General features: G+C 61.1%; 18 protein-coding genes. 9 read left to right on the top strand and 9 right to left on the bottom strand.

Features of this window, described 5'->3' with window-relative positions:
* Positions 1 to 11: 11 nt before the first annotated feature.
* Genes folX through AO064_RS27235 form a run of 4 tightly spaced genes read right to left on the bottom strand, consistent with a single transcriptional unit; the run spans position 12 to position 2,301 of the window.
* Positions 12 to 389 (bottom strand): dihydroneopterin triphosphate 2'-epimerase, encoded by a 378-nt coding sequence (folX, locus tag AO064_RS27250; protein ID WP_043205882.1) that lies wholly within the window; start codon positions 387 to 389, stop codon positions 12 to 14.
* A gap of 2 nt (positions 390 to 391) precedes the next feature.
* Positions 392 to 952: a GTP cyclohydrolase I FolE gene (gene folE / locus AO064_RS27245; RefSeq protein WP_064055184.1), complete on the bottom strand. Its 561-nt coding sequence runs from the start codon at positions 950 to 952 to the stop codon at positions 392 to 394.
* A gap of 20 nt (positions 953 to 972) precedes the next feature.
* The gene (folM, locus tag AO064_RS27240; protein WP_064055183.1) at positions 973 to 1,683 is read right to left on the bottom strand and encodes a dihydromonapterin reductase; all 711 of its coding nucleotides are present in this window, start codon (positions 1,681 to 1,683) and stop codon (positions 973 to 975) included.
* A 57-nt stretch (positions 1,684 to 1,740) separates the two neighbouring features.
* Positions 1,741 to 2,301 carry a putative antibiotic biosynthesis monooxygenase gene (locus AO064_RS27235; protein WP_064055182.1) on the bottom strand — a complete coding sequence of 187 codons (561 nt, stop codon included), beginning with the start codon at positions 2,299 to 2,301 and terminating at the stop codon, positions 1,741 to 1,743.
* Between the two features lie 302 nt (positions 2,302 to 2,603).
* Between AO064_RS27235 and AO064_RS27230 the strand changes: the two genes are divergently transcribed.
* Positions 2,604 to 3,473, top strand: a complete 870-nt coding sequence (locus tag AO064_RS27230) for a MerR family transcriptional regulator (RefSeq protein ID WP_244159548.1) — start codon at positions 2,604 to 2,606, stop codon at positions 3,471 to 3,473.
* A gap of 2 nt (positions 3,474 to 3,475) precedes the next feature.
* On the opposite strand, the gene AO064_RS27225 is transcribed toward AO064_RS27230, so the two are convergent.
* A complete protein-coding gene (locus AO064_RS27225) occupies positions 3,476 to 4,081 on the bottom strand; it encodes a hypothetical protein (protein WP_015885828.1) in 606 nt (201 codons plus the stop codon).
* A 61-nt stretch (positions 4,082 to 4,142) separates the two neighbouring features.
* Positions 4,143 to 4,610, bottom strand: a complete 468-nt coding sequence (locus AO064_RS27220) for a PAS domain-containing protein (RefSeq protein WP_015885827.1) — start codon at positions 4,608 to 4,610, stop codon at positions 4,143 to 4,145.
* A gap of 129 nt (positions 4,611 to 4,739) precedes the next feature.
* Here AO064_RS27220 and AO064_RS27215 point away from each other — a divergent pair, with 129 nt between their 5' ends.
* The 4 genes from AO064_RS27215 (at position 4,740) to AO064_RS27200 (ending at position 8,220) form a co-directional block, all read left to right on the top strand.
* Positions 4,740 to 5,201, top strand: a complete 462-nt coding sequence (locus AO064_RS27215; protein WP_015885826.1) for a flavodoxin — start codon at positions 4,740 to 4,742, stop codon at positions 5,199 to 5,201.
* A 246-nt stretch (positions 5,202 to 5,447) separates the two neighbouring features.
* Entirely contained in the window at positions 5,448 to 6,230 is a 783-nt protein-coding gene (locus AO064_RS27210; RefSeq protein WP_064055180.1) for a class II aldolase/adducin family protein, read from the top strand.
* Positions 6,230 to 7,135 (top strand): alpha/beta fold hydrolase, encoded by a 906-nt coding sequence (locus AO064_RS27205; protein WP_064055179.1) that lies wholly within the window; start codon positions 6,230 to 6,232, stop codon positions 7,133 to 7,135. The genes AO064_RS27210 and AO064_RS27205 overlap by 1 nt, the downstream gene beginning before the upstream one ends.
* Before the next feature lie 173 nt (positions 7,136 to 7,308).
* Positions 7,309 to 8,220 carry an SDR family oxidoreductase gene (locus AO064_RS27200; protein WP_064055178.1) on the top strand — a complete coding sequence of 304 codons (912 nt, stop codon included), beginning with the start codon at positions 7,309 to 7,311 and terminating at the stop codon, positions 8,218 to 8,220.
* A gap of 161 nt (positions 8,221 to 8,381) precedes the next feature.
* On the opposite strand, the gene AO064_RS30840 is transcribed toward AO064_RS27200, so the two are convergent.
* Entirely contained in the window at positions 8,382 to 8,534 is a 153-nt protein-coding gene (locus tag AO064_RS30840; protein ID WP_156521581.1) for a hypothetical protein, read from the bottom strand.
* Between the two features lie 169 nt (positions 8,535 to 8,703).
* Between AO064_RS30840 and AO064_RS27195 the strand changes: the two genes are divergently transcribed.
* From AO064_RS27195 to AO064_RS27185, 3 genes are all read left to right on the top strand, one after another.
* Positions 8,704 to 10,494, top strand: a complete 1,791-nt coding sequence (locus AO064_RS27195; protein WP_082893992.1) for a DUF1302 domain-containing protein — start codon at positions 8,704 to 8,706, stop codon at positions 10,492 to 10,494.
* 26 nt (positions 10,495 to 10,520) lie between these two features.
* The gene (locus tag AO064_RS27190; RefSeq protein WP_064055176.1) at positions 10,521 to 11,879 is read left to right on the top strand and encodes a DUF1329 domain-containing protein; all 1,359 of its coding nucleotides are present in this window, start codon (positions 10,521 to 10,523) and stop codon (positions 11,877 to 11,879) included.
* 230 nt (positions 11,880 to 12,109) lie between these two features.
* The gene (locus tag AO064_RS27185) at positions 12,110 to 14,611 is read left to right on the top strand and encodes a helix-turn-helix transcriptional regulator (protein WP_064055175.1); all 2,502 of its coding nucleotides are present in this window, start codon (positions 12,110 to 12,112) and stop codon (positions 14,609 to 14,611) included.
* Here the strand turns inward: AO064_RS27185 and AO064_RS27180 are convergent.
* Positions 14,608 to 15,483: a helix-turn-helix domain-containing protein gene (locus tag AO064_RS27180; protein WP_064055174.1), complete on the bottom strand. Its 876-nt coding sequence runs from the start codon at positions 15,481 to 15,483 to the stop codon at positions 14,608 to 14,610. The genes AO064_RS27185 and AO064_RS27180 overlap by 4 nt on opposite strands.
* 138 nt (positions 15,484 to 15,621) lie before the next feature.
* On the opposite strand from AO064_RS27180, the gene AO064_RS27175 reads away from it, so the two are divergent.
* Positions 15,622 to 16,524 carry a DMT family transporter gene (locus AO064_RS27175; RefSeq protein WP_064055173.1) on the top strand — a complete coding sequence of 301 codons (903 nt, stop codon included), beginning with the start codon at positions 15,622 to 15,624 and terminating at the stop codon, positions 16,522 to 16,524.
* Positions 16,525 to 16,627: 103 nt separating this feature from the next.
* On the opposite strand, the gene norR is transcribed toward AO064_RS27175, so the two are convergent.
* The gene (gene norR / locus AO064_RS27170; RefSeq protein WP_064055172.1) at positions 16,628 to 18,172 is read right to left on the bottom strand and encodes a nitric oxide reductase transcriptional regulator NorR; all 1,545 of its coding nucleotides are present in this window, start codon (positions 18,170 to 18,172) and stop codon (positions 16,628 to 16,630) included.
* Positions 18,173 to 18,249 lie beyond the last annotated feature (77 nt).

Raw genomic sequence — 18,249 nt, 5'->3', positions numbered from 1 at the left:
TCACTGACAATTCAGGGGTGGCGGCTGGCTGCCAGGGTAATCGAAACCGATTCGGCAAAGCGCAGCGCATGGGGCTTGTCCACTTCGACTTCGGCGTACAGCACCGACTCATTGCTCATCACCAAATCCAGCAGCTCCTGGGTCAGGCGCTCCAGCAGGGCAAAACGGTTGCCCTCGACGTGGGCGATGATCGCCTTAGTGATGGTGCGGTAGTTCAGCGCGTGGTCGATATCGTTGTCGCGCACGGCTTCCTGGGCGGCATACAGGATCGTCAGGTTGATCAGCACATCCTGTTTGTTGAGGATCTCGTCCTCGTTGATGCCGATAAAGGTGCGCAGGCACAGGTCCTTGACCCGGATGCGCGCCATGCCTGGTTGAAGTTGTGGCATTGCTACTTGCTCCGTCCGATCAGTTGCAGGAACTCCATGCGCGTGGTGTTCGACTCGCGGAACGCGCCGAGCATCACCGAGGTGTTCATGGTTGAATTCTGTTTTTCCACGCCGCGCATCATCATGCACATGTGCTTGGCTTCGATTACCACCGCCACACCGGCTGCCTGGGTCACGTCCTGGATAGCATCGGCAATTTGCCGGGTGAGGTTTTCCTGGATCTGCAGGCGGCGTGCAAACATATCGACGATGCGCGCCAGTTTCGACAGGCCCAATACCTTGCCGGTCGGAATATAGGCCACGTGGGCCTTGCCGATAAAGGGCAGCAGGTGGTGCTCGCACAGCGAGTACAGCTCGATGTCCTTGAGGATCACCATCTCGTCATTGTCAGAGGTAAACAGCGCGCCGTTGACGATCTCTTCCAGGTTCTGCTCATAGCCATGACACAGGTATTGCATGGCCTTGGCGGCGCGCTTGGGGGTGTCGAGCAAGCCTTCGCGCTCGGGGTCTTCGCCCAAGCCCTTGAGGATCTCGCGGTAATGGTGGGGCAGGGATACGGTCATACAACATCCTCACAAACGGCTTACTTGATATGCCGCCCGCCGTTGACGGTCAGGGTGGTACCGGTGACATAGGGGTTGTCCAGCAGGTAGCGCACGCTCTGGTAGATCACCTCGGGCCCGGGTTCGATGCCCAGTGCCGACTTGGCCAGTACCTTGGCGCGGTAGGCTGCGTCGTCGCCGTCGTTGAACATCACCATGGCCGGCGCGATGCCGTTGACCTTGATCGACGGCGCAAACTGCGCGGCAAACGACAGCGTCAGGCTGTCGAGCCCTGCCTTGGTGGCGCAATAGGCGATGTGTCGGCGGCTGCCCTTGCGCACCACGTCATCGCTGATATGCACGATATCGGCGGGTGAAGAGCGTTGCAGCAAAGGCGAACAATGCAGGTTGATCAGGTACGGCGCAAGCATGTGTACGCTGAACATGTCGGTAAAAGCGCGGCTTTCGTCGCCAGGCGTTTCCGCGACCCAGGCCGAGGCGTTATGGATGATCGCGCGCAGACTGTCGGTCCGGGTCTTGAGCTCAGCGATAAACGCCAGAATCCCGGCCTCGCTGGAGAAGTCGGCATACACACCGATCGCGCCGCGTTCACGCAGGGCATGTACGCCGGGGCGCTCATTGCGGTAGCTGAAAATAACCGAGTGGCCCTCGTCCAACAGGCGCTGGGCGCAATGCAGGCCGACACGTTGGCCGGCGCCGGTGATCAGGATCGGGGCGTTTGGTGCGGTCATGGGGAGCTCGAATCGCTGGCAGATTGAAACTATACCAGCGACCGGCCGCCCCTGTATTCACGCCGCAGCTTCAGTGGCCTTGCGCGGTGCCGGGGCAGGATGCAGCCAGTTTGCCAACAGATGGGTCGACAACGGGATGAACCAATAAACCATCAGCGGCGTAAGCGCCAGGGTGCTGACCAGTACGCGCGGCGCCAGGTCAAGCCCGCCGAGCAGTGGTCCCAGCACAAAGTTGAACAGCAGCGACACCGGGAAAAACGCCAGCCAGATCGCCACGGCCTGTTTCCAGCGAGGAGGGCGTGCACCTGCCGCGCCGAACCAACCATCAATGCCGCGTACGCGGTGCTCGGAAGGGTCGGCAAACAGTTCACTGCCACGGCTCAGCCACGTACTGCGCGAGGCTGAAAACTCCCAGGCATGCAGGGTTTTTTCATCGGCGAAGCGGAAAATGATCTGGAATTCATCATCGTTGGGCGGCGGGGCAAGTACGCCTGAGCCCAGGTAGCCGGGAAAGTCCGTGGCCAATTGCTCGCCTTCGCGCAGCCAGGCCATGAGTTCTTCGTAGCGACCCTTGGCCACGCGACGCGCAACCATCAAGGTGACGGGAGAGGTAGACATTGTGTATCTCCAAGTATTCGGGTGCGCTGGGCCGGGTAGGGGGCGCACAAACATAGCGGCGGGGTGTTGCCGCTACGTAAAAACAGGCAAGGATTATTCCCGTTTTGTAGAAATACACCAGAGGCATTGGTCCGAATAAGCAGGGACCTTGAAAAAGACAGGTCTAAAGGCGTTAAATGAGGATCCAATTTTCGTTGGTCTTTTGGTCTCTCATACCCGTGATTACTGCCTCAAGTGATAGCAATTTGCATCTAGAATCGCTCGATTCGGATGAGCTGTTTCCGATTCGTGAAGTCTCGAGAATGACAGGCATCAATCCAGTCACCCTGCGTGCCTGGGAGCGGCGTTATGGTCTGATCCAGCCCGTGCGCACCGAGAGTGGGCACCGGCTCTACTCCAAGGCCGATATTGCGACCGTTAATCGCATCCTCGATTGGATCGAGCGAGGTGTATCGGTGAGCAAGGTCGGCAAGATTCTCGCCCGCGACGATTTGCAGGCCAGCGTGGTTCGCGCTGGGCACGATGTGATCGAGGAAGGTGACTTGCAACAATGGCGGACGCGGCTGTTACACGCCGTCAGCGCCTTTGACGACCGCCAACTGGAGAGCCTGTACGGCCAGATTTTTGCGCTCTACCCCATCAGCGTGGCGTTCCAGGACATTCTTATGCCCTTATGGAACGAGCTGTTGCGTCACCAGGGGCGTTTTGGCCAAGCCAGTGAGTGGCTGTTCTTCGACGCCTTCCTGCGTATCCATACCTTCCAGCGCCTGCAAACCGCGACCCTGTCGCCTGCGCCCCGTGTATTGCTGACGGCCATGCCTGGCGAGTGCCGCAAATTGGAGCTGCTGGTGGCGGCGCTGTTGATCAGTCGGGATGATCTGGCTGTTAAGGTGCTGGGCATGGGCCAGCCTTTTGATGAATTAACCCTGGTCTGTGAAAAGACTCGCCCCCAGGCACTGATCATCTTTTCCAACCACGCACATAACCATGACCTGCCTGGGCGCCTCAATCGCCTGGCATTGACCCTGGATTGCCCGCTGTTCCTGGCGGGTGCTGCGTCAGACCTGGCGCAGAAAGAGCTGGCAGGTTCGTCGATCGGTTGCCTGGGCAGTGAAGGGCGCCTGATGCAGCGCCGCTTGCAGCAGTTTCTCAGCGGTAACCTGGATACCTGAAATCAGGCGTGCGCCTGCGGGTGCACCATGCGGTGCTGATGCAGAATGAATTGGCGCAGGCGCTCGATTTCATCTGCATCACTTTGGCTCAGGCGGTAGGCAAACAAGCCCCGGGCGGTTTCCCGCTCCAGTGTCCCGCGCAATGCGATGCGCTCGTAGCCGGATGGGCTGAACCAAAGCGAAAAGGTCTTCGGCGGCTTGACCCGACCACGAACTTCCACCAGTACGCCCTTGAATGACACTTCGTGCACCCACAGTGCGCCGGCGATGCCGTTGACGTTTTCCAGTGCCACCGGGGCCTCAAGCGCGAGACGCCACGGACGGATCATGGGCCCGTCTTCGAAGATACTCGGCACCCCCAGGCGAAGGTGCACGGCGTGAAACTCATCTTCCACCAGGTGCAGCGGGAAGGTCAGTTGCTGGTTATCGAACTGCGCCTGGATAGTGAGATGGTCGTGGGCGGCGAGTCGCGTGAGCAAATCGCGAATCTGTGCACCACCGTTGACTGTCAGGCTCGACGAAGTATCCCGCAGGTTGAGCTGCGGGTTGTGCTGCATATTCTGAATGAAATCCAACTCATCCTGGGTCAGAAGCGCGTCGCGTTGCATCGCTCTTGCTCAATGGTAGGAGGTGTTAAAATGCCATTATCGCCTCTAATGATGACATCTCCTAAATTTTGTTGAATCCGCTCGTCGCTTTGAGCGCAGCCAGTTCGGCTTTTACCTGGTTCAGTTCGGCTTCCAGTTGACCCACCCGCTGCTGGGCCTTGACTTGCAAGGTGACGTCTTTCTGTACACCCACAAAATACGTCTGCTTGTCGGCTTCGTTATACACCGTGGAAAGCGACAGTTCGTTCCAGAAATGGCTGCCGTCCTTGCGGTAATTGCGCAGGATTTCCCGGCATGCGCCACCGCTCTCCAGTGTTTCCCGAATTGCCATCAGGGCCGGCTGATCGCGGTCGCCCGATTGCAGGAAGCGGCAATCCTGGTAGAGGATTTCATCCAGGGTGTAGCCGGTCAGGCGTTCGAATGCCGGGTTGACATAGATCAGCGGCTTGTCCTTGCCTTCGCGTTCGGCGACGACGATGCCGTCGTTGGAAGCGTTGATGACCAGTTGCATCAGCTTGGCGTTAATCATTGAGCGGTCCATGGCTTGTGATTGGAGTTGGCAGTTTATGACATGCTCTGAATGTTGCACGGGGTGCGCCGAAATATTTGCGTCAGCTGTTAATATCCCAGGCTTTCGCTCAACTACAGGATCAGATTGATGAAAGTCGCCATCCTTTCCGGCTCGGTCTACGGCACCGCTGAAGAAGTCGCCCGTCACGCTGCCGACCTCCTCAAAGAGGCCGGCTTCGAAGCCTGGCATAACCCCCGTGCCAGCCTGGCGGATGTACAGGCGTTTGCCCCGCAGGCCTTTCTGGCGGTGACCTCTACCACCGGCATGGGCGAACTGCCCGACAACCTGCAACCGCTGTATTCGAGCATTCGCGACCAATTGCCCGCCGCCTGGCGCGGCCTGCCCGGTGCGGTGATCGGCCTGGGCGACGCCAGCTATGGCGATACCTTTTGTGGTGGCGGCGAGCAGATGCGCGAGCTGTTCGGCGAACTGGGCGTGCGTGAAGTGCTGCCGATGCTGCGCCTGGATGCCAGCGAAAGCGTCACCCCGGAAACCGACGCCGAGCCCTGGCTGGCTGAGCTGGTCACTGCACTGCGCGCTTTAGCGTAAGTTCGCTTGATTCTCAGGCATCCAGTGCGGTTGCTGGCGGTGACGGTGCCCATGGAAACCGCCCGCGCCGCGCCTTTATTGGCGGCACTTCTCTGACGCCGCTTGTGAGGATTTAAACTATTCTCAACGCTGACCCGCACGGTCATCAAGCTGGCTGCCAAGGCAACTCCTCCAGCCACGACCTCTGACTAGACTGGCCCATCAGTCAAAAAAACAATAAGAAAATGCGCCAAGGAGGTCATTATTGTGAGTCTAGCCCCGGTCCTATCGTCATTGAGTCTCAAAGATCAGGTCAGCGCCGCCGAGTGGCAAACCCGCGTCGACCTGGCCGCCTGTTATCGCCTGGTGGCGATGCATGGCTGGGATGACCTGATCTTCACCCACATCTCGGCGAAGGTGCCGGGTACCGATGATTTCCTGATCAACCCCTATGGGCTGATGTTCCACGAAATCACTGCGTCGAGCCTGGTCAAGGTCGATCAGGCCGGCAACAAGCTGATGGACAGCCCCTACGAGATCAACCCTGCGGGCTACACCATCCACAGCGCCATCCATGAAGTGCGTCACGACGTGACCTGCGTGCTGCACACCCACACCGCAGCCGGTGTCGCGGTGGCGGCGCAGAAACAGGGCGTATTGCCGATCAGCCAGCAGTCGATATTTGTCTTGTCGAGCCTGGCCTATCACGCCTACGAAGGGGTGGCGCTGAACCACGAAGAGAAGGCCCGTTTGCAGGCCGACCTGGGCGACAACAATTTCCTGATGCTGCACAACCACGGTCTGCTGACCTGCGGCGACACCATCGCCGACACCTTTTTGATGATGTTTATCTTCCAGCGCGCCTGCGATATCCAGGTGCTGGCGCAAAACGGCGGTGCCGAATTGATCGCCATCGGGCCGCAGATACTCGCCGGTGCCAAGGTGATGGCGGCGGCGGTCACCAAGAGTGCTCAAGGTATGGGGGGCGCGCTGGCCTGGCCGGCGTTGCTGCGCAAATTGGACCGCGTCGATCCTGAGTATAAAACCTGATGCCACTCGCCGAGATCCCCCTCAGTGTCTGGCGCAAACGCAGCCAGACCTTCGACTTCCATGGCCGCACCATCCGTTACTGGGTGGCAGGGCAAGGTGAGCCGTTGCTGTTGATCCATGGTTTTCCCACCGCCAGTTGGGACTGGCATTACCTGTGGCAACCGCTGGCCCAGCGCAACCTGGTGATCGCCTGCGACATGCTCGGCTTTGGCGATTCCGCAAAACCCCTGGACCACGGTTATTGCCTGTTGGAACAGGCGGATTTGCAACAGGCGCTGCTGGAACACCTGCGCGTCAAGCAACCGGTGCACGTGCTGGCCCACGACTACGGCGACAGCGTCGCCCAGGAGTTGCTGGCTCGGCACTACGAGGGCCGTTTTCACATGGCCAGCTGTGTGTTTCTCAATGGTGGGTTGTTCCCTGAAACTCATCGCACCGCGCTGGTGCAAAAGCTTTTGCTCAGCCCGCTGGGTTGGATGATCGGCCGAGCCTTCGGGCGTAATGCCCTGGCGGACAGCTTCAGCCAGATCTTCGGCCCCAATACCCGCCCGAGTGAGAGCGCCCTGGATGACTTCTGGAGCCTGATCAATAGTCACGAAGGCACGCGCATCCTGCACAAACTCATCGCCTACATCCCACAACGGCGCCGCTTGCGTGAGCGTTGGGTGCAGGCGATGCAACGGGATGACGTGCCGCTGCGGGTGATCGATGGCGAGATCGACCCGATCTCCGGTGCCCATATGGTCGAGCGTTACCGCGAATTGGTGCCCCACGCGGATACGGTGCTGCTGTCCAATATCGGTCACTACCCGCAGATCGAGGCGCCGGTGCAGGTGCTCAAGCACTATCTGGCGTTTCGTGAGCGCATTGCTGGCCCAGTGTGGGGTGTGGCTTGCCTGCGATAGCATCGCGGCGGTTCAACTGAAAGACCGAGGCGCTTGCATCGCAGGTACGCCTGCGCCCGCATGATCATCCCTCTGCCTTATCGAGCACCATTCAGGCTCAGTCGTGGTTATTGTGACCATGACCCCTGTGCCTGACACTCAACCCATTCCCATTGTCGCCATTGGAGTTTGGTATGAGTGATTCAGTGCAGTTCCAGGATAAGGTCGTGATCGTCACCGGTGCCGGCGGCGGATTGGGCCGGGCCCATGCGCTGTTGTTCGCCAGGCATGGCGCCAAAGTGCTGGTCAACGATCTGGGCGGCTCCACCCAGGGCGAAGGTGCCAATGCTTCGGCCGCCGACCGTGTGGTGGCTGAGATTCGCGAAGCCGGCGGTATCGCCGAAGCCAACCATGACTCTGTCACCGACGGTGACAAGATCGTGCAGAACGCCCTCGACGCCTTCGGCCGTGTCGACGTGGTGGTCAACAACGCCGGTATTCTGCGTGACAAGACCTTCCACAAAATGGACGACAGCGACTGGGACCTGGTTTACCGGGTGCATGTCGAAGGCGCCTACAAAGTCACCCGCGCCGCCTGGCCGCATCTGCGCGAGCAAGGGTACGGGCGGGTGATCTTCACCGCGTCCACCTCGGGCATCTACGGCAACTTCGGTCAGTCCAACTACGGCATGGCTAAGCTTGGGCTGTATGGGTTGACCCGCACCCTGGCGCTGGAAGGGCGCAAGAACAACATCCTGGTCAACGCCATTGCCCCAACAGGCGGCACGCGCATGACCGAAGGCCTGATCCCGCCGCAAGTGTTCGAGCGCCTCAAGCCGGAGCTGGTCAGCCCATTGGTGGTGTACCTGGGCAGTGAGGCGTGCCAGGAAACTTCGGGCCTGTTTGAAGTGGGCGGCGGCTGGATCGGCAAGACCCGCTGGGAGCGCAGCCTGGGTGTAGGCTTTGATCCAGAGGCGGGTTTTTCACCCGAGGATGTGGCGGCGCACTGGCAGCAGATCTGCGACTTCGAAGGGGCGGCACACCCCAAGGACAACATCGAGGCCTTGAAGGAAATGATGGCCAATTTGCAGAAGTACAGCCTGTGATCATTGCTTGAAAAAGCTTTAATCCTACGGGGCGCTGATGGCGCCCCGTTTTATTTTTGACAAAAAAAAGCCGCTGCAAAGGCAGCGGCTGAAGTAAGACGTTGGATCAAGGAGCGACAAATCAACGTCCGTTAACACAGGTAACAGATTGAATAGAGACATCAATCCATCTTGAGGCTGGCTTTTCTTCCGGAGGCGGAAGCGAGCGGTTTGCCCTGAAAGCCCGGCAAGAATAGCTGCTTGTAACAAAATGAGTAATGCCGATTCATGACAAGGACTGTTGCTGAATCGGCAACAGTCACGCTGCGCTCCATCCATTCTCCTGATAACCCCCCATCCACCCGACGCATGCGTGCGCCCAGACCCCGGCCAGAGCGCCCTGTCATCCTTTTGAGCGACAACACGAATCCCTCCTTGGTGCGCTTATCGCTCCCGATAGTCGGCAGTAGGGTGGGGCCTTCTGTCACTCACCGGGGAAGACGCATGACAAAAACAACAATGCGCGCCATCTTCAAGCCACAGGCGCTGGCCGCTGCGGTTGCGTTGGGTTGCTGTGCGCAGGCACAGGCTGTTTCGTTCAACATTGGCGAGATCGAAGGGCAATTCGATTCCTCGCTGTCGGTGGGCGCGAGTTGGGGCATGCGCGATGCGGACAAGAAGCTGGTGGGCACCGTCAATGGCGGCACCGGGCAAGCGTCCACCGGGGATGACGGCCGGCTGAACTTCAAGAAGGGCGAAACCTTTTCCAAGATCTTCAAGGGCCTGCACGACCTTGAATTGAAGTACGGCGATACGGGCGTGTTTGTGCGGGGTAAATACTGGTACGACTTCGAGCTCCAGGACGAAGACCGCGAGTTCAAGCCGATCAGCAACCACAACCGCAAGGAAGGCGCCAAGTCCAGCGGCGCGCAAATCCTCGACGCCTTCGTCTACCACAACTATTCGCTGGGTGATTTGCCGGGCACTGTGCGTGCGGGCAAGCAGGTGGTGAGCTGGGGCGAAAGCACCTTCATCGGTAACTCCATCAACAGCATCAACCCCATCGACGTCTCGGCATTTCGTCGGCCGGGCGCCGAGATCAAGGAGGGGTTGATTCCGGTCAACATGCTGTTCGCTTCCCAGAGCCTGACCAACCAGTTGACCTTGGAAGGCTTCTACCAATTGGAGTGGGACCAGACGGTGCTGGACAACTGCGGCACCTTCTTTGGTGGCGATGTGGCGGCGGACGGCTGCACCAACAACTACACCGTGGGGAACCCGGCGATTGCGCCTTTGCAGCCGGTGGCAGCGAACTTTGGCCAAGGGTTCAGTGTGACCAATGAGGGGGTAATCGTGCGCCGCGCCGGCGACCGTGACGCACGCGACTCCGGCCAATTTGGTGCCGCCCTGCGTTGGTTGGGCGATGACACCGAGTACGGCGTGTACTTCATGAATTACCACAGTCGAACGCCCACGGTAGGCACGATTACCAACAACTCTAACGCGACGACGATGACTTCCATCCGTAACCTTGCCAACTTCCTGCGGCCGGGAACCGGGGACGGTTTGGTCACCAGCACTATGCTCGGCCGTGGCCAGTATTACCTTGAATACCCGGAAGATATCCGCTTGTTTGGCGCCAGCTTCTCCACCACCTTGCCCACCGGTACGGCGTGGACTGGCGAGATCAGCTACCGGCCAAACGCACCGGTGCAACTGAATACAACCGACCTCACCCTGGCCCTGATCAACCCCACTTCCGGCCAACTGGCCTCACCCATTCGCAGCAATTTCGGCGACGACAACAAAGGCTACCGCCGCAAGGAAATCACCCAGATCCAAAGCACCATGACCCAGTTCTTCGACCAGGTCCTGGGCGCCGAGCGCCTGACGTTGGTGGGCGAAGCGGCTGTTGTGCATGTCGCCGGCCTGGAAGATAAATCCAAGCTGCGTTACGGCCGAGACTCGGTTTACGGTGCCTACGGTTTTCAGGGTGATACCGACGGCTTTGTCACCTCTACCTCTTGGGGATACCGCGCACGGGCGATCCTGGACTACAACAACGCAATTGCCGGGGTGAACCTCAAGCCCAACCTCTCCTGGTCCCACGACGTTGCCGGCTACGGCCCCAACGGCCTGTTCAACAAAGGCGCCAAGGCCATCAGTGTTGGCGTGGATGCGGACTACCGCAACACCTACACCGCGAGCCTCAGCTACACCGACTTCTTTGGTGGCGACTACAACACCCTGACCGACCGTGACTTCCTCGCCCTCAGCTTCGGCGTGAACTTCTGATCTGGCTTAAAGAAGGACAAGACTCTATGCGTAAGATATTTGCGGTAATGGCCCTCAGCCTGCTGGCAGCCAACGTGATGGCCGCCGTGTCACCGGAAGAAGCCGCCAAGCTCGGCACCACCCTGACCCCGGTAGGCGCCGAAAAAGCCGGCAACGCCGACGGCTCGATTCCGGCCTGGACCGGCGGCATTCCGAAAAACGCCGGTGCGGTGGACAGCAAGGGTTTCCTGGCCGATCCGTTTGCCAGTGAAAAACCGCTGTTCGTGATCACCGCCGCCACCGTCGACAAGTACAAGGACAAACTCTCCGACGGCCAGGTGGCGATGTTCAAGCGCTACCCCGAGACCTACAAGATCCCGGTGTACCCGACCCACCGCACGGTCAACCTGCCGCCAGAGATCTACGAATCGATCAAGCGCAGTGCGCTGAACGTCAAGCCAATCAACGACGGCAACGGCCTGGAGAACTTCACCGGCAACCGCTACTACGCGTTCCCGATTCCGAAGAATGGCGTGGAGGTGCTGTGGAACCACATCACCCGTTATCACGGCGGCAACCTGCGGCGCATCATCACCCAGGCCACGCCTCAGACCAACGGCAGCTACACGCCGATCCGCTTCGAGGAAGAAGTGGCCGTGCCGCAACTGATCCCCGACATGGACCCGGCCAAGGCCGCCAACGTGCTGACCTTCTTCAAGCAGTCGGTGACCGCGCCGGCGCGCTTGGCGGGTAATGTGTTGCTGGTGCATGAAACCCTCGACCAGGTGAAAGAGCCGCGCCTGGCCTGGATCTACAACGCCGGCCAACGCCGCGTACGCCGTGCGCCGCAAGTGGCGTATGACGGGCCGGGCACCGCCTCGGACGGCCTGCGCACCTCCGACAACTTCGACATGTTCTCCGGCGCCCCGGACCGCTACGACTGGAAGCTGGTGGGCAAGAAGGAGATGTACATCCCCTACAACAGCTACAAGCTCGACCAACCGACGCTCGAGTACGACGACATCATCAAGGCCGGCCACATCAACCAGGACCTGACCCGCTATGAGCTGCACCGCGTGTGGGAAGTGGTGGGCACGGTCAAGCCGAGTGAGCGGCATATCTACGCCAAGCGCCACATGTACATCGACGAGGACAGCTGGCAGGTGGCGCTGGTGGACCACTACGACGGCCGTGGCCAACTGTGGCGGGTTGCCGAAGGTCATGCGCAGTTCTACTACAACCACCAGACCCCGGCGTACACCGTGGAAACCCTCTACGACATCATCGCCGGGCGCTACATCGCGCTGGGCATGAAGAACGAGGAGAAGAGCAGCTTTGTGTTTGGTTTCAATGCCAAGGCGGCGGACTACACGCCGGCTGCGCTGAGGGCTGAAGGGGTGCGCTGATCCGGATCGAAGCAGGGTCAAACAGGTGGGAGGGGGCTTGCCCCCGATGAGGGCGTGTCAGTCAATGGATGGGTCGACTGATACACCGCCATCGGGAGCAAGCCTGAACTCCCACATGGGGTTTTATGCATGGCTGGAAATCACCCCGCTGAATACTTCTTCAACAACCGCCAACCACAGGACTAGGGTAGGTGCCTGGTTGCATAACAATAAGAACGCAGGATGCAGCAATGACCGCCATGACACGCTGCCTGGACCGTCCTGGATTCATGCCTCGGCTATCCGCCCACCATCTGCTGCGCCCACGCCTGGCCGAGCCTTTGCTGGCGGCGCAGGTCAGGGTCAAATTGCTGTGCGCCCCGGGTGGCAGCGGTAAGAGTGCGTTGCTGGCCGAGTGTGCATTGCAGGCGCCGGTGGGGTGCCAGGTGTACTGGCTGCCGTTCAACGGTGTTGCCTTAAGCCCGGTCGACGTTTGCCGACGCCTGGCGCAGAACCTCGGCCTGTCATTCACCGATGAAGCGACGTTGCTGCTGGACCTCACTCAGTGGCAGACGCCGGCGTGGGTGTTTCTCGATGACTTCTGTCGCTTGCCCACCCCCGACACCGACGCGTTGCTCGACCGCTTGCTCACCGTCAGCAGCCCGGCGTTGACGTGGTGGCTGGGGGCGCGGCGCCGGCCGATGTGCAATTGGCCACGGTTGCTGCTCGACGATGAGTTGCTGGAGTGCGGTGCCGATCTGGCGTTCAGTCCTGAGGAGATTCAGCAACTGCTCAATCCGGCGCTGGGGCTTTCTGTCGACAGCGTGCTGCAGTTCAGCGGCGGTTGGTGTGCCGGTGTGCGTATCGCTTTGCTCGGGGAAGGGCATCCGGAAAAGACCTTGCTCGACTACTTGCAGCACGAACTGTTCAGTACCTTGCCGCCGGAACTGGCAGAAGCCTGGCGCGTGCTCGCCCATCTGCCGCGCTTCAACACCGGATTGTGCGAGCACCTGTTCGGCTTTGGCGACGGTGACTACTACCTGCGCGACCTGCAGGCCCTTGGTGCGTTTATCCAGCCTTGGGAAGACACCGACTGGTTACAGGTTTTTCCACCGCTCGTCCAATTGCTGCGCGATGAACCCTGGCCGGCCAAACGTTCCTGGCACCGTCGCGCCTGCCAGTGGTTCACCACCGAGCAGGACTGGCAGGCTGCGTTTGAACACGCGCTGCTGGCCGAAGAATATGAAGTGGCGGTGAGCCTGTTACAGCATTTCAGTTTCGAGGACTTGTTCCGTCAGCAGAACGCGGTGTTGCTGTTGCGCCTGCATGAACAGCACGGCGACGAATTGATGCTCGGCTCGGCGCAACTGGTGGGGCTGGTGACGGCGGCGCTGCTGTTCGCCGGGCGCTTCGACCAGGCCGCGCAATGCATCGACCAGTTGGCGCGCTTCGCTCCGCAACCGACGGCGGCACTGCAGCGGCATTTACTCGCGCGCTGGCAAGCGCAGTGGGGCTGGCTGTTGCACTTGGGCGGTGACGCCGAGCGTTCCCGCGAGCATTTCCTTGAAGCGTTGCAAGCCTTGCCCGACAGCGCCTGGACCTCGCGGTTGATGTGCCTGTCGGGCCTGACCCAGCAAGCCTTGCTGCGCGGCGAGCTGGACGTTGCCCAGGCCCTGAACCGTGAAGCGCTGTGCCTGGCGCGCGCCCAGGGTTCATTGTTGCTCGAGGCCCTGCTCGAACTGGATCACGCACAGTTGCTGGAACAGCGCGGTGCACCCTATCGGGCACAGAGTTTGTTGGAAAACGTGCAGGCGATGTTGCTCAAGCAGCGGCTCAAGGCCGGGCCATTGGTGGGGCGTATTGCCCTGCGGCGCGGGCACTTGGCATTGCGCCAGGGGCAAGATAGCCTGGCGGACGCCTGTTTCCAGGCAGGCTTGAAAATGTGCCTGCACAGCCAGGATAAGCGCGTCCTTTATGGTTTTCTCGGCCTGGGCCTGCTGGCCGCCAACCGTGGCGACTACGCCCAGGCCTTTGTGCAGCTGCGCGACGCGGAACGGCTGATGCAGCAACGCCAGGTGCCCGAGACGGTGTACCGTGCGGTGCTGCTGTTGGTCAGCGGGCATTTCTGGCTGCAGCAAGGTCGCGCCGAACTGACGGCAGAAGCGGTGCGCCGTGTGCTCCGCCACTTCCGTGGGCCCCTGGCCAAACAGGCGCCGCCGGCCACCCTGGAATTGATTCCGCGCCTGGAATACTTGCTGGTGCTGGCAGAGGTCAAACTGGGCTGCGCCGAGCAACCGGTGGCGCGGCTCAGTGCCTTGCTGGAAACCACCCACCAGCGCGGCATGCTCTGCCTGGAAACCGAGCTGCACCTGGTGTTGGGTGAAGTGGCCTGGCAATTGGGCGACGCTGCCCTGGCGCGTCGCTCGCTGCAAACCGGCTTGGAACTGGCCGGTCGTTGTCAGGTGCAGCAGGCGATTCGTGAACTGCGTTTGCGTTCGCCGGGGTTGTTGAGTGAGCTGGGGATGGAGCCGCAGGCGTCAACGCCGGGCGCGGTGGACAACCCCCTGAGCCAGCGCGAATTGGAAGTGCTGCAGTTGATCGCCCTTGGTAACTCTAACCTGGAAATCGCTGATCGTCTGTTTATCTCCCTGCACACTGTCAAAACCCATGCGCGGCGCATCCACAGCAAGTTGGGTGTGGAGCGACGTACACAAGCGGTGGCCAAGGCCAAGGCCCTGGGGTTGATGACCTAAGTGCCGAGCGCCTGGCGGTATTCGCCGGGCGTGGCGCCCATGGCTTGGCGAAAACGATGGGTGAAGTGGCTGGCGCTGGAGAAACCGCACAACAACGCGATCTCGCCCAGGGGCAAGGCGCCGCTGCGCAGTAGCGCCTGGGCGCGGGTCAGCCGCCGTGCCAGCAGGTATTGATGGGGCGGCAGGCCGAAGCTTTGGCGGAACATCCGCGCGAAATGGTACTCGGACAACGCGCACATCCCGGCCAGTTGGCCCAGGCTGATCGGGTCTTCCAGGTGCTGGTCGATGTACTCCACCAATCGCCGCCGTTGATGCGCCGCCAGCCCGCCTTTCAAACGCAGCCCCTCGCGCGCGCCTACCTGGCTGAGCAAGGTATGGCTGAGCATTTCATGGGCCAGGCTGCTGGTCAGCAGGCGCTCGGCGGGTTCGTGCCAGTTGAGGGCGATCAACTGGTGAAAGCGTCGGGCCTGGCTGGCGTCCTCCAGAAAGGTGCTTTCCCGCAGTTGCAATGCGCGGGGCTCGCGGTCGAGCAGAGTGACGCAACCGAGGGCAAATTGCTCCGGGCTGAAATACACATGGGCCAGGCGAATCTCGCCATTGATCACCCACGCCGACTGATGCTCGGCGGGCAGGATGCACAGCTTGTCCGGCCCACCCTTGGTGCCGGGCTGGTCGCGCCGGAACGTGCCGGTGCCGCCGCCGATGTAGCACGACAGGGTGTGATGGCTGGGCGCCTGGTAATCCTGCGAGTCGTGGTGGTTGCTCCACAAAGCTGCAGACAAACCGTCACCGAGCTCGGCGCAGGCTTCGAGCCGTGCGTTGGGTGAGCGGTTAAGCGCTTGAAAGACTTGCAGGGATTCCAGATCTGGCATGGTGAATACTCTCCGACGCCTTGCATCCTACTCCGCGATGCTGGCGCTGTGCCCCCGCTGCCCGACAAAAGCGCAAGATTGTGCAAGACCCTTCCACGGGGGCAGGGTGACACTGGGGCTCAATCACCGGAGCCCGTCATGAACCTTTCCCTCTACTTACTCACCGTGCTGATCTGGGGCACCACCTGGATTGCCCTCAAATGGCAGCTGGGCGTGGTGGCGATTCCTGTGTCTATCGTGTATCGCTTCGGCCTGGCGGCGCTGGTGCTGTTTGCGCTGTTGCTGCTGAGTCGCAAGTTGCAGGTGATGAGCCGCCGCGGGCACCTGATCTGCGTCGCCCAGGGCTTGTGCCTGTTCTGCGTTAACTTCATGTGCTTCCTGACCGCCAGCCAATGGATCCCCAGCGGCCTGGTGGCGGTGGTGTTTTCCACGGCCACGTTGTGGAACGCACTCAATGCCCGGGTGTTTTTCGGCCAGCGGGTCGCGCGTAATGTGTTGATGGGCGGCGGCCTGGGGTTGGCCGGGTTGGGCTTGTTGTTCTGGCCGGAAGTGGTGGGGCATACCGCTAGCCCGCAGACCCTGCTTGGCCTGGGCTTGGCATTGTTGGGGACGATGTGTTTCTCGGCCGGCAATATGCTCTCGAGTCTGCAGCAGAAGGCTGGGCTCAGGCCGTTGACCACCAATGCCTGGGGCATGGCGTATGGCGCGGCGATGTTGGCAACGTATTGCGCGGTGCGCGGGATCCCGTTCGAGATGGACTGGAGTGCACGGTATGTCGGGGCGTTGTGGTACCTGGTGATTCCAGGGTCGGTGATCGGGTTCACGGCGTACCTGACGCTGGTGGGGCGCATGGGGCCGGAGCGTGCTGCGTATTGCACGGTGCTGTTCCCGGTGGTGGCGTTGAATGTGTCGGCGTTTGCCGAGGGCTATCAGTGGACCGCGCCGGCGTTGGCGGGGTTGGTGCTGGTGATGGTGGGGAATGTGTTGGTGTTTCGTAAGCCTAAGGTTACTGGCCCGGTTTTCGAGGCGAAGGCCGTCTAGTGTGGGAGGGGGCTTGCCCCCGATGGCGGTGTGACAGCCGGCTTATCTTTGATTGGTTCACCGCCATCGCAGGCAAGCCCCCATTTAGATGGGGTGCATCCTTTTATTTCATCCCCAGGCGCTTGGCCATGCGGCCGAGGTTGGCGCGGTCCAGGCCCAGCTCGCGAGCGGCGCTGGCCCAGTTGTGCTGGTGGCGTTCCAGGCAGGCGCTGATGACTTGGCGTTGGTATTGCTCGGTGGCCTGGCGCAGGTCGCCGGTGACGGCGAGGCCGGTGTGGACCGGCGCTTCGACCACCGGCGCGCTGACATCGGGCAGGTCGAGGTCCTGTGCACTCAGGCTGAGAATCTTCGGACGCTCGCGACAGTTGCCGAGGGCTTTCAGCGCGCTGCGTCCGATCAAATGTTCCAGCTCTCGTACGTTGCCTGGCCAGTTATAGGCCAACAGTGCCGCCTGGGCATCGCTGGTCAGGCGCAGGCTGCCCAGGCCCATGCGTGAGCGGTTCTGTTCAAGGAAGAAACCGGCCAGCAGCAACACATCGCGCCCGCGCTCGCGCAGCGCCGGCACTTGCAGCGGGTACACACTGAGGCGGTGGTAGAAGTCGGCGCGGTAGCGGCCGTTGCGTACTTCGTCAGCGAGGTCGCGGTTGGTGGCGGCGATCAAGCGCACATCCACCTGATGCTCCTTGTCCGACCCCAGGCGCTGCAACTGGCCGCTTTGCAGCACCCGCAGCAGCTTGGCCTGTACCGTCAACGACAGCTCGCCCACTTCATCCAGGAACAGCGTGCCGCCATTGGCCAACTCGAACTTGCCCCGGCGTTCGTTCAGCGCACCGGTAAAGGCGCCGCGTACATGGCCGAACAGCTCGCTTTCCACCAGGGTTTCCGGCAGGGCGGCGCAGTTGAGGCTGATCAGCGGTTTGTCCGCGCGATGTGAGGCGGCGTGAATGGCCTGGGCCACCAGTTCCTTGCCCACGCCGGTTTCACCAGTGATCAGCACGGTGAGGTCGCTGCCGCCCACCCACTTGATTTCTTCCACCAGGCGTTTGTGGGTTTTGCTCTGGCCGATCATTTCCTTGTGCTGCTGGCCGCTGGCTTGGCGGTAGATCTCGGCACGCTGGTGTTCGTCTTCGGCACGCAGGGCCAGGCGCTCGATGCGCTCGGCGACGTTGACGGTGGCGGCGGCGAGGCTGGCGAAGGCTTGCAGGGCATCCAGCTCAACGCGTTCGAAACGTTCGGTGTCGAGCGCGTCCAGGGTCAGCAAGCCCCAGGGATGGTCGTCGACAAACAGTGGGCAGCCCATGCAGTCGTGCACTTCCAGGTGGCCGTGCAGGCCATCGACCAGGCCGTCGTAGGGGTCGGGCAATTCGCTGTCGCTGTCGAAGCGCGTGGGGCCGGGGCTGCTCAGCAACACGGCAAAGCGCGGATGTTCACTGACCTTGAAGCGCCGGCCCAGGGTATCGGCGCTCAAACCGTCGACGGCGAGCGGCACCAGCGAGTCGCCGTCCAGGCGCAACAGCGCGGCGGCGTCGCAGGGCAGCAGGGCGCGCATGGCTTGCAGCAGGCGGCGGTAACGCTCGCCTTCGGGCAGTTCGCGGGACAGGTCGGCGACCAAGGGCAGCAGGGTGGTGAGCAGTGATTTCGCAGTCATAATGACTCCTTGTAGTCCTTATGACTATAGATCGTAGGAAGTCATATTGACTACTAGTCATTTAAACCATTGAAAAA

It is taken from the genome of Pseudomonas marginalis (assembly GCF_001645105.1).
GTDB classification, from domain to species: domain Bacteria; phylum Pseudomonadota; class Gammaproteobacteria; order Pseudomonadales; family Pseudomonadaceae; genus Aquipseudomonas; species Aquipseudomonas petroselini.
Note: the sequence above shows the minus strand (reverse complement) of the source record. Positions and strands in the feature narration are given on the sequence as shown.

What these genes read in the sequence shown, in the direction of transcription:
- folX (WP_043205882.1), bottom strand. Translation starts at nt 389, where the DNA reads ATGCCACAACTTCAACCAGGCATGGCGCGCATCCGGGTCAAGGACCTG.
- folE (WP_064055184.1), bottom strand. Translation starts at nt 952, where the DNA reads ATGACCGTATCCCTGCCCCACCATTACCGCGAGATCCTCAAGGGCTTG.
- folM (WP_064055183.1), bottom strand. Translation starts at nt 1,683, where the DNA reads ATGACCGCACCAAACGCCCCGATCCTGATCACCGGCGCCGGCCAACGT.
- AO064_RS27235 (WP_064055182.1), bottom strand. Translation starts at nt 2,301, where the DNA reads ATGTCTACCTCTCCCGTCACCTTGATGGTTGCGCGTCGCGTGGCCAAG.
- AO064_RS27230 (WP_244159548.1), top strand. Translation starts at nt 2,604, where the DNA reads ATGACAGGCATCAATCCAGTCACCCTGCGTGCCTGGGAGCGGCGTTAT.
- AO064_RS27225 (WP_015885828.1), bottom strand. Translation starts at nt 4,081, where the DNA reads ATGCAACGCGACGCGCTTCTGACCCAGGATGAGTTGGATTTCATTCAG.
- AO064_RS27220 (WP_015885827.1), bottom strand. Translation starts at nt 4,610, where the DNA reads ATGATTAACGCCAAGCTGATGCAACTGGTCATCAACGCTTCCAACGAC.
- AO064_RS27215 (WP_015885826.1), top strand. Translation starts at nt 4,740, where the DNA reads ATGAAAGTCGCCATCCTTTCCGGCTCGGTCTACGGCACCGCTGAAGAA.
- AO064_RS27205 (WP_064055179.1), top strand. Translation starts at nt 6,230, where the DNA reads ATGCCACTCGCCGAGATCCCCCTCAGTGTCTGGCGCAAACGCAGCCAG.
- AO064_RS27200 (WP_064055178.1), top strand. Translation starts at nt 7,309, where the DNA reads ATGAGTGATTCAGTGCAGTTCCAGGATAAGGTCGTGATCGTCACCGGT.
- AO064_RS30840 (WP_156521581.1), bottom strand. Translation starts at nt 8,534, where the DNA reads ATGGAGCGCAGCGTGACTGTTGCCGATTCAGCAACAGTCCTTGTCATG.
- AO064_RS27195 (WP_082893992.1), top strand. Translation starts at nt 8,704, where the DNA reads ATGACAAAAACAACAATGCGCGCCATCTTCAAGCCACAGGCGCTGGCC.
- AO064_RS27190 (WP_064055176.1), top strand. Translation starts at nt 10,521, where the DNA reads ATGCGTAAGATATTTGCGGTAATGGCCCTCAGCCTGCTGGCAGCCAAC.
- AO064_RS27185 (WP_064055175.1), top strand. Translation starts at nt 12,110, where the DNA reads ATGACCGCCATGACACGCTGCCTGGACCGTCCTGGATTCATGCCTCGG.
- AO064_RS27180 (WP_064055174.1), bottom strand. Translation starts at nt 15,483, where the DNA reads ATGCCAGATCTGGAATCCCTGCAAGTCTTTCAAGCGCTTAACCGCTCA.
- AO064_RS27175 (WP_064055173.1), top strand. Translation starts at nt 15,622, where the DNA reads ATGAACCTTTCCCTCTACTTACTCACCGTGCTGATCTGGGGCACCACC.
- norR (WP_064055172.1), bottom strand. Translation starts at nt 18,172, where the DNA reads ATGACTGCGAAATCACTGCTCACCACCCTGCTGCCCTTGGTCGCCGAC.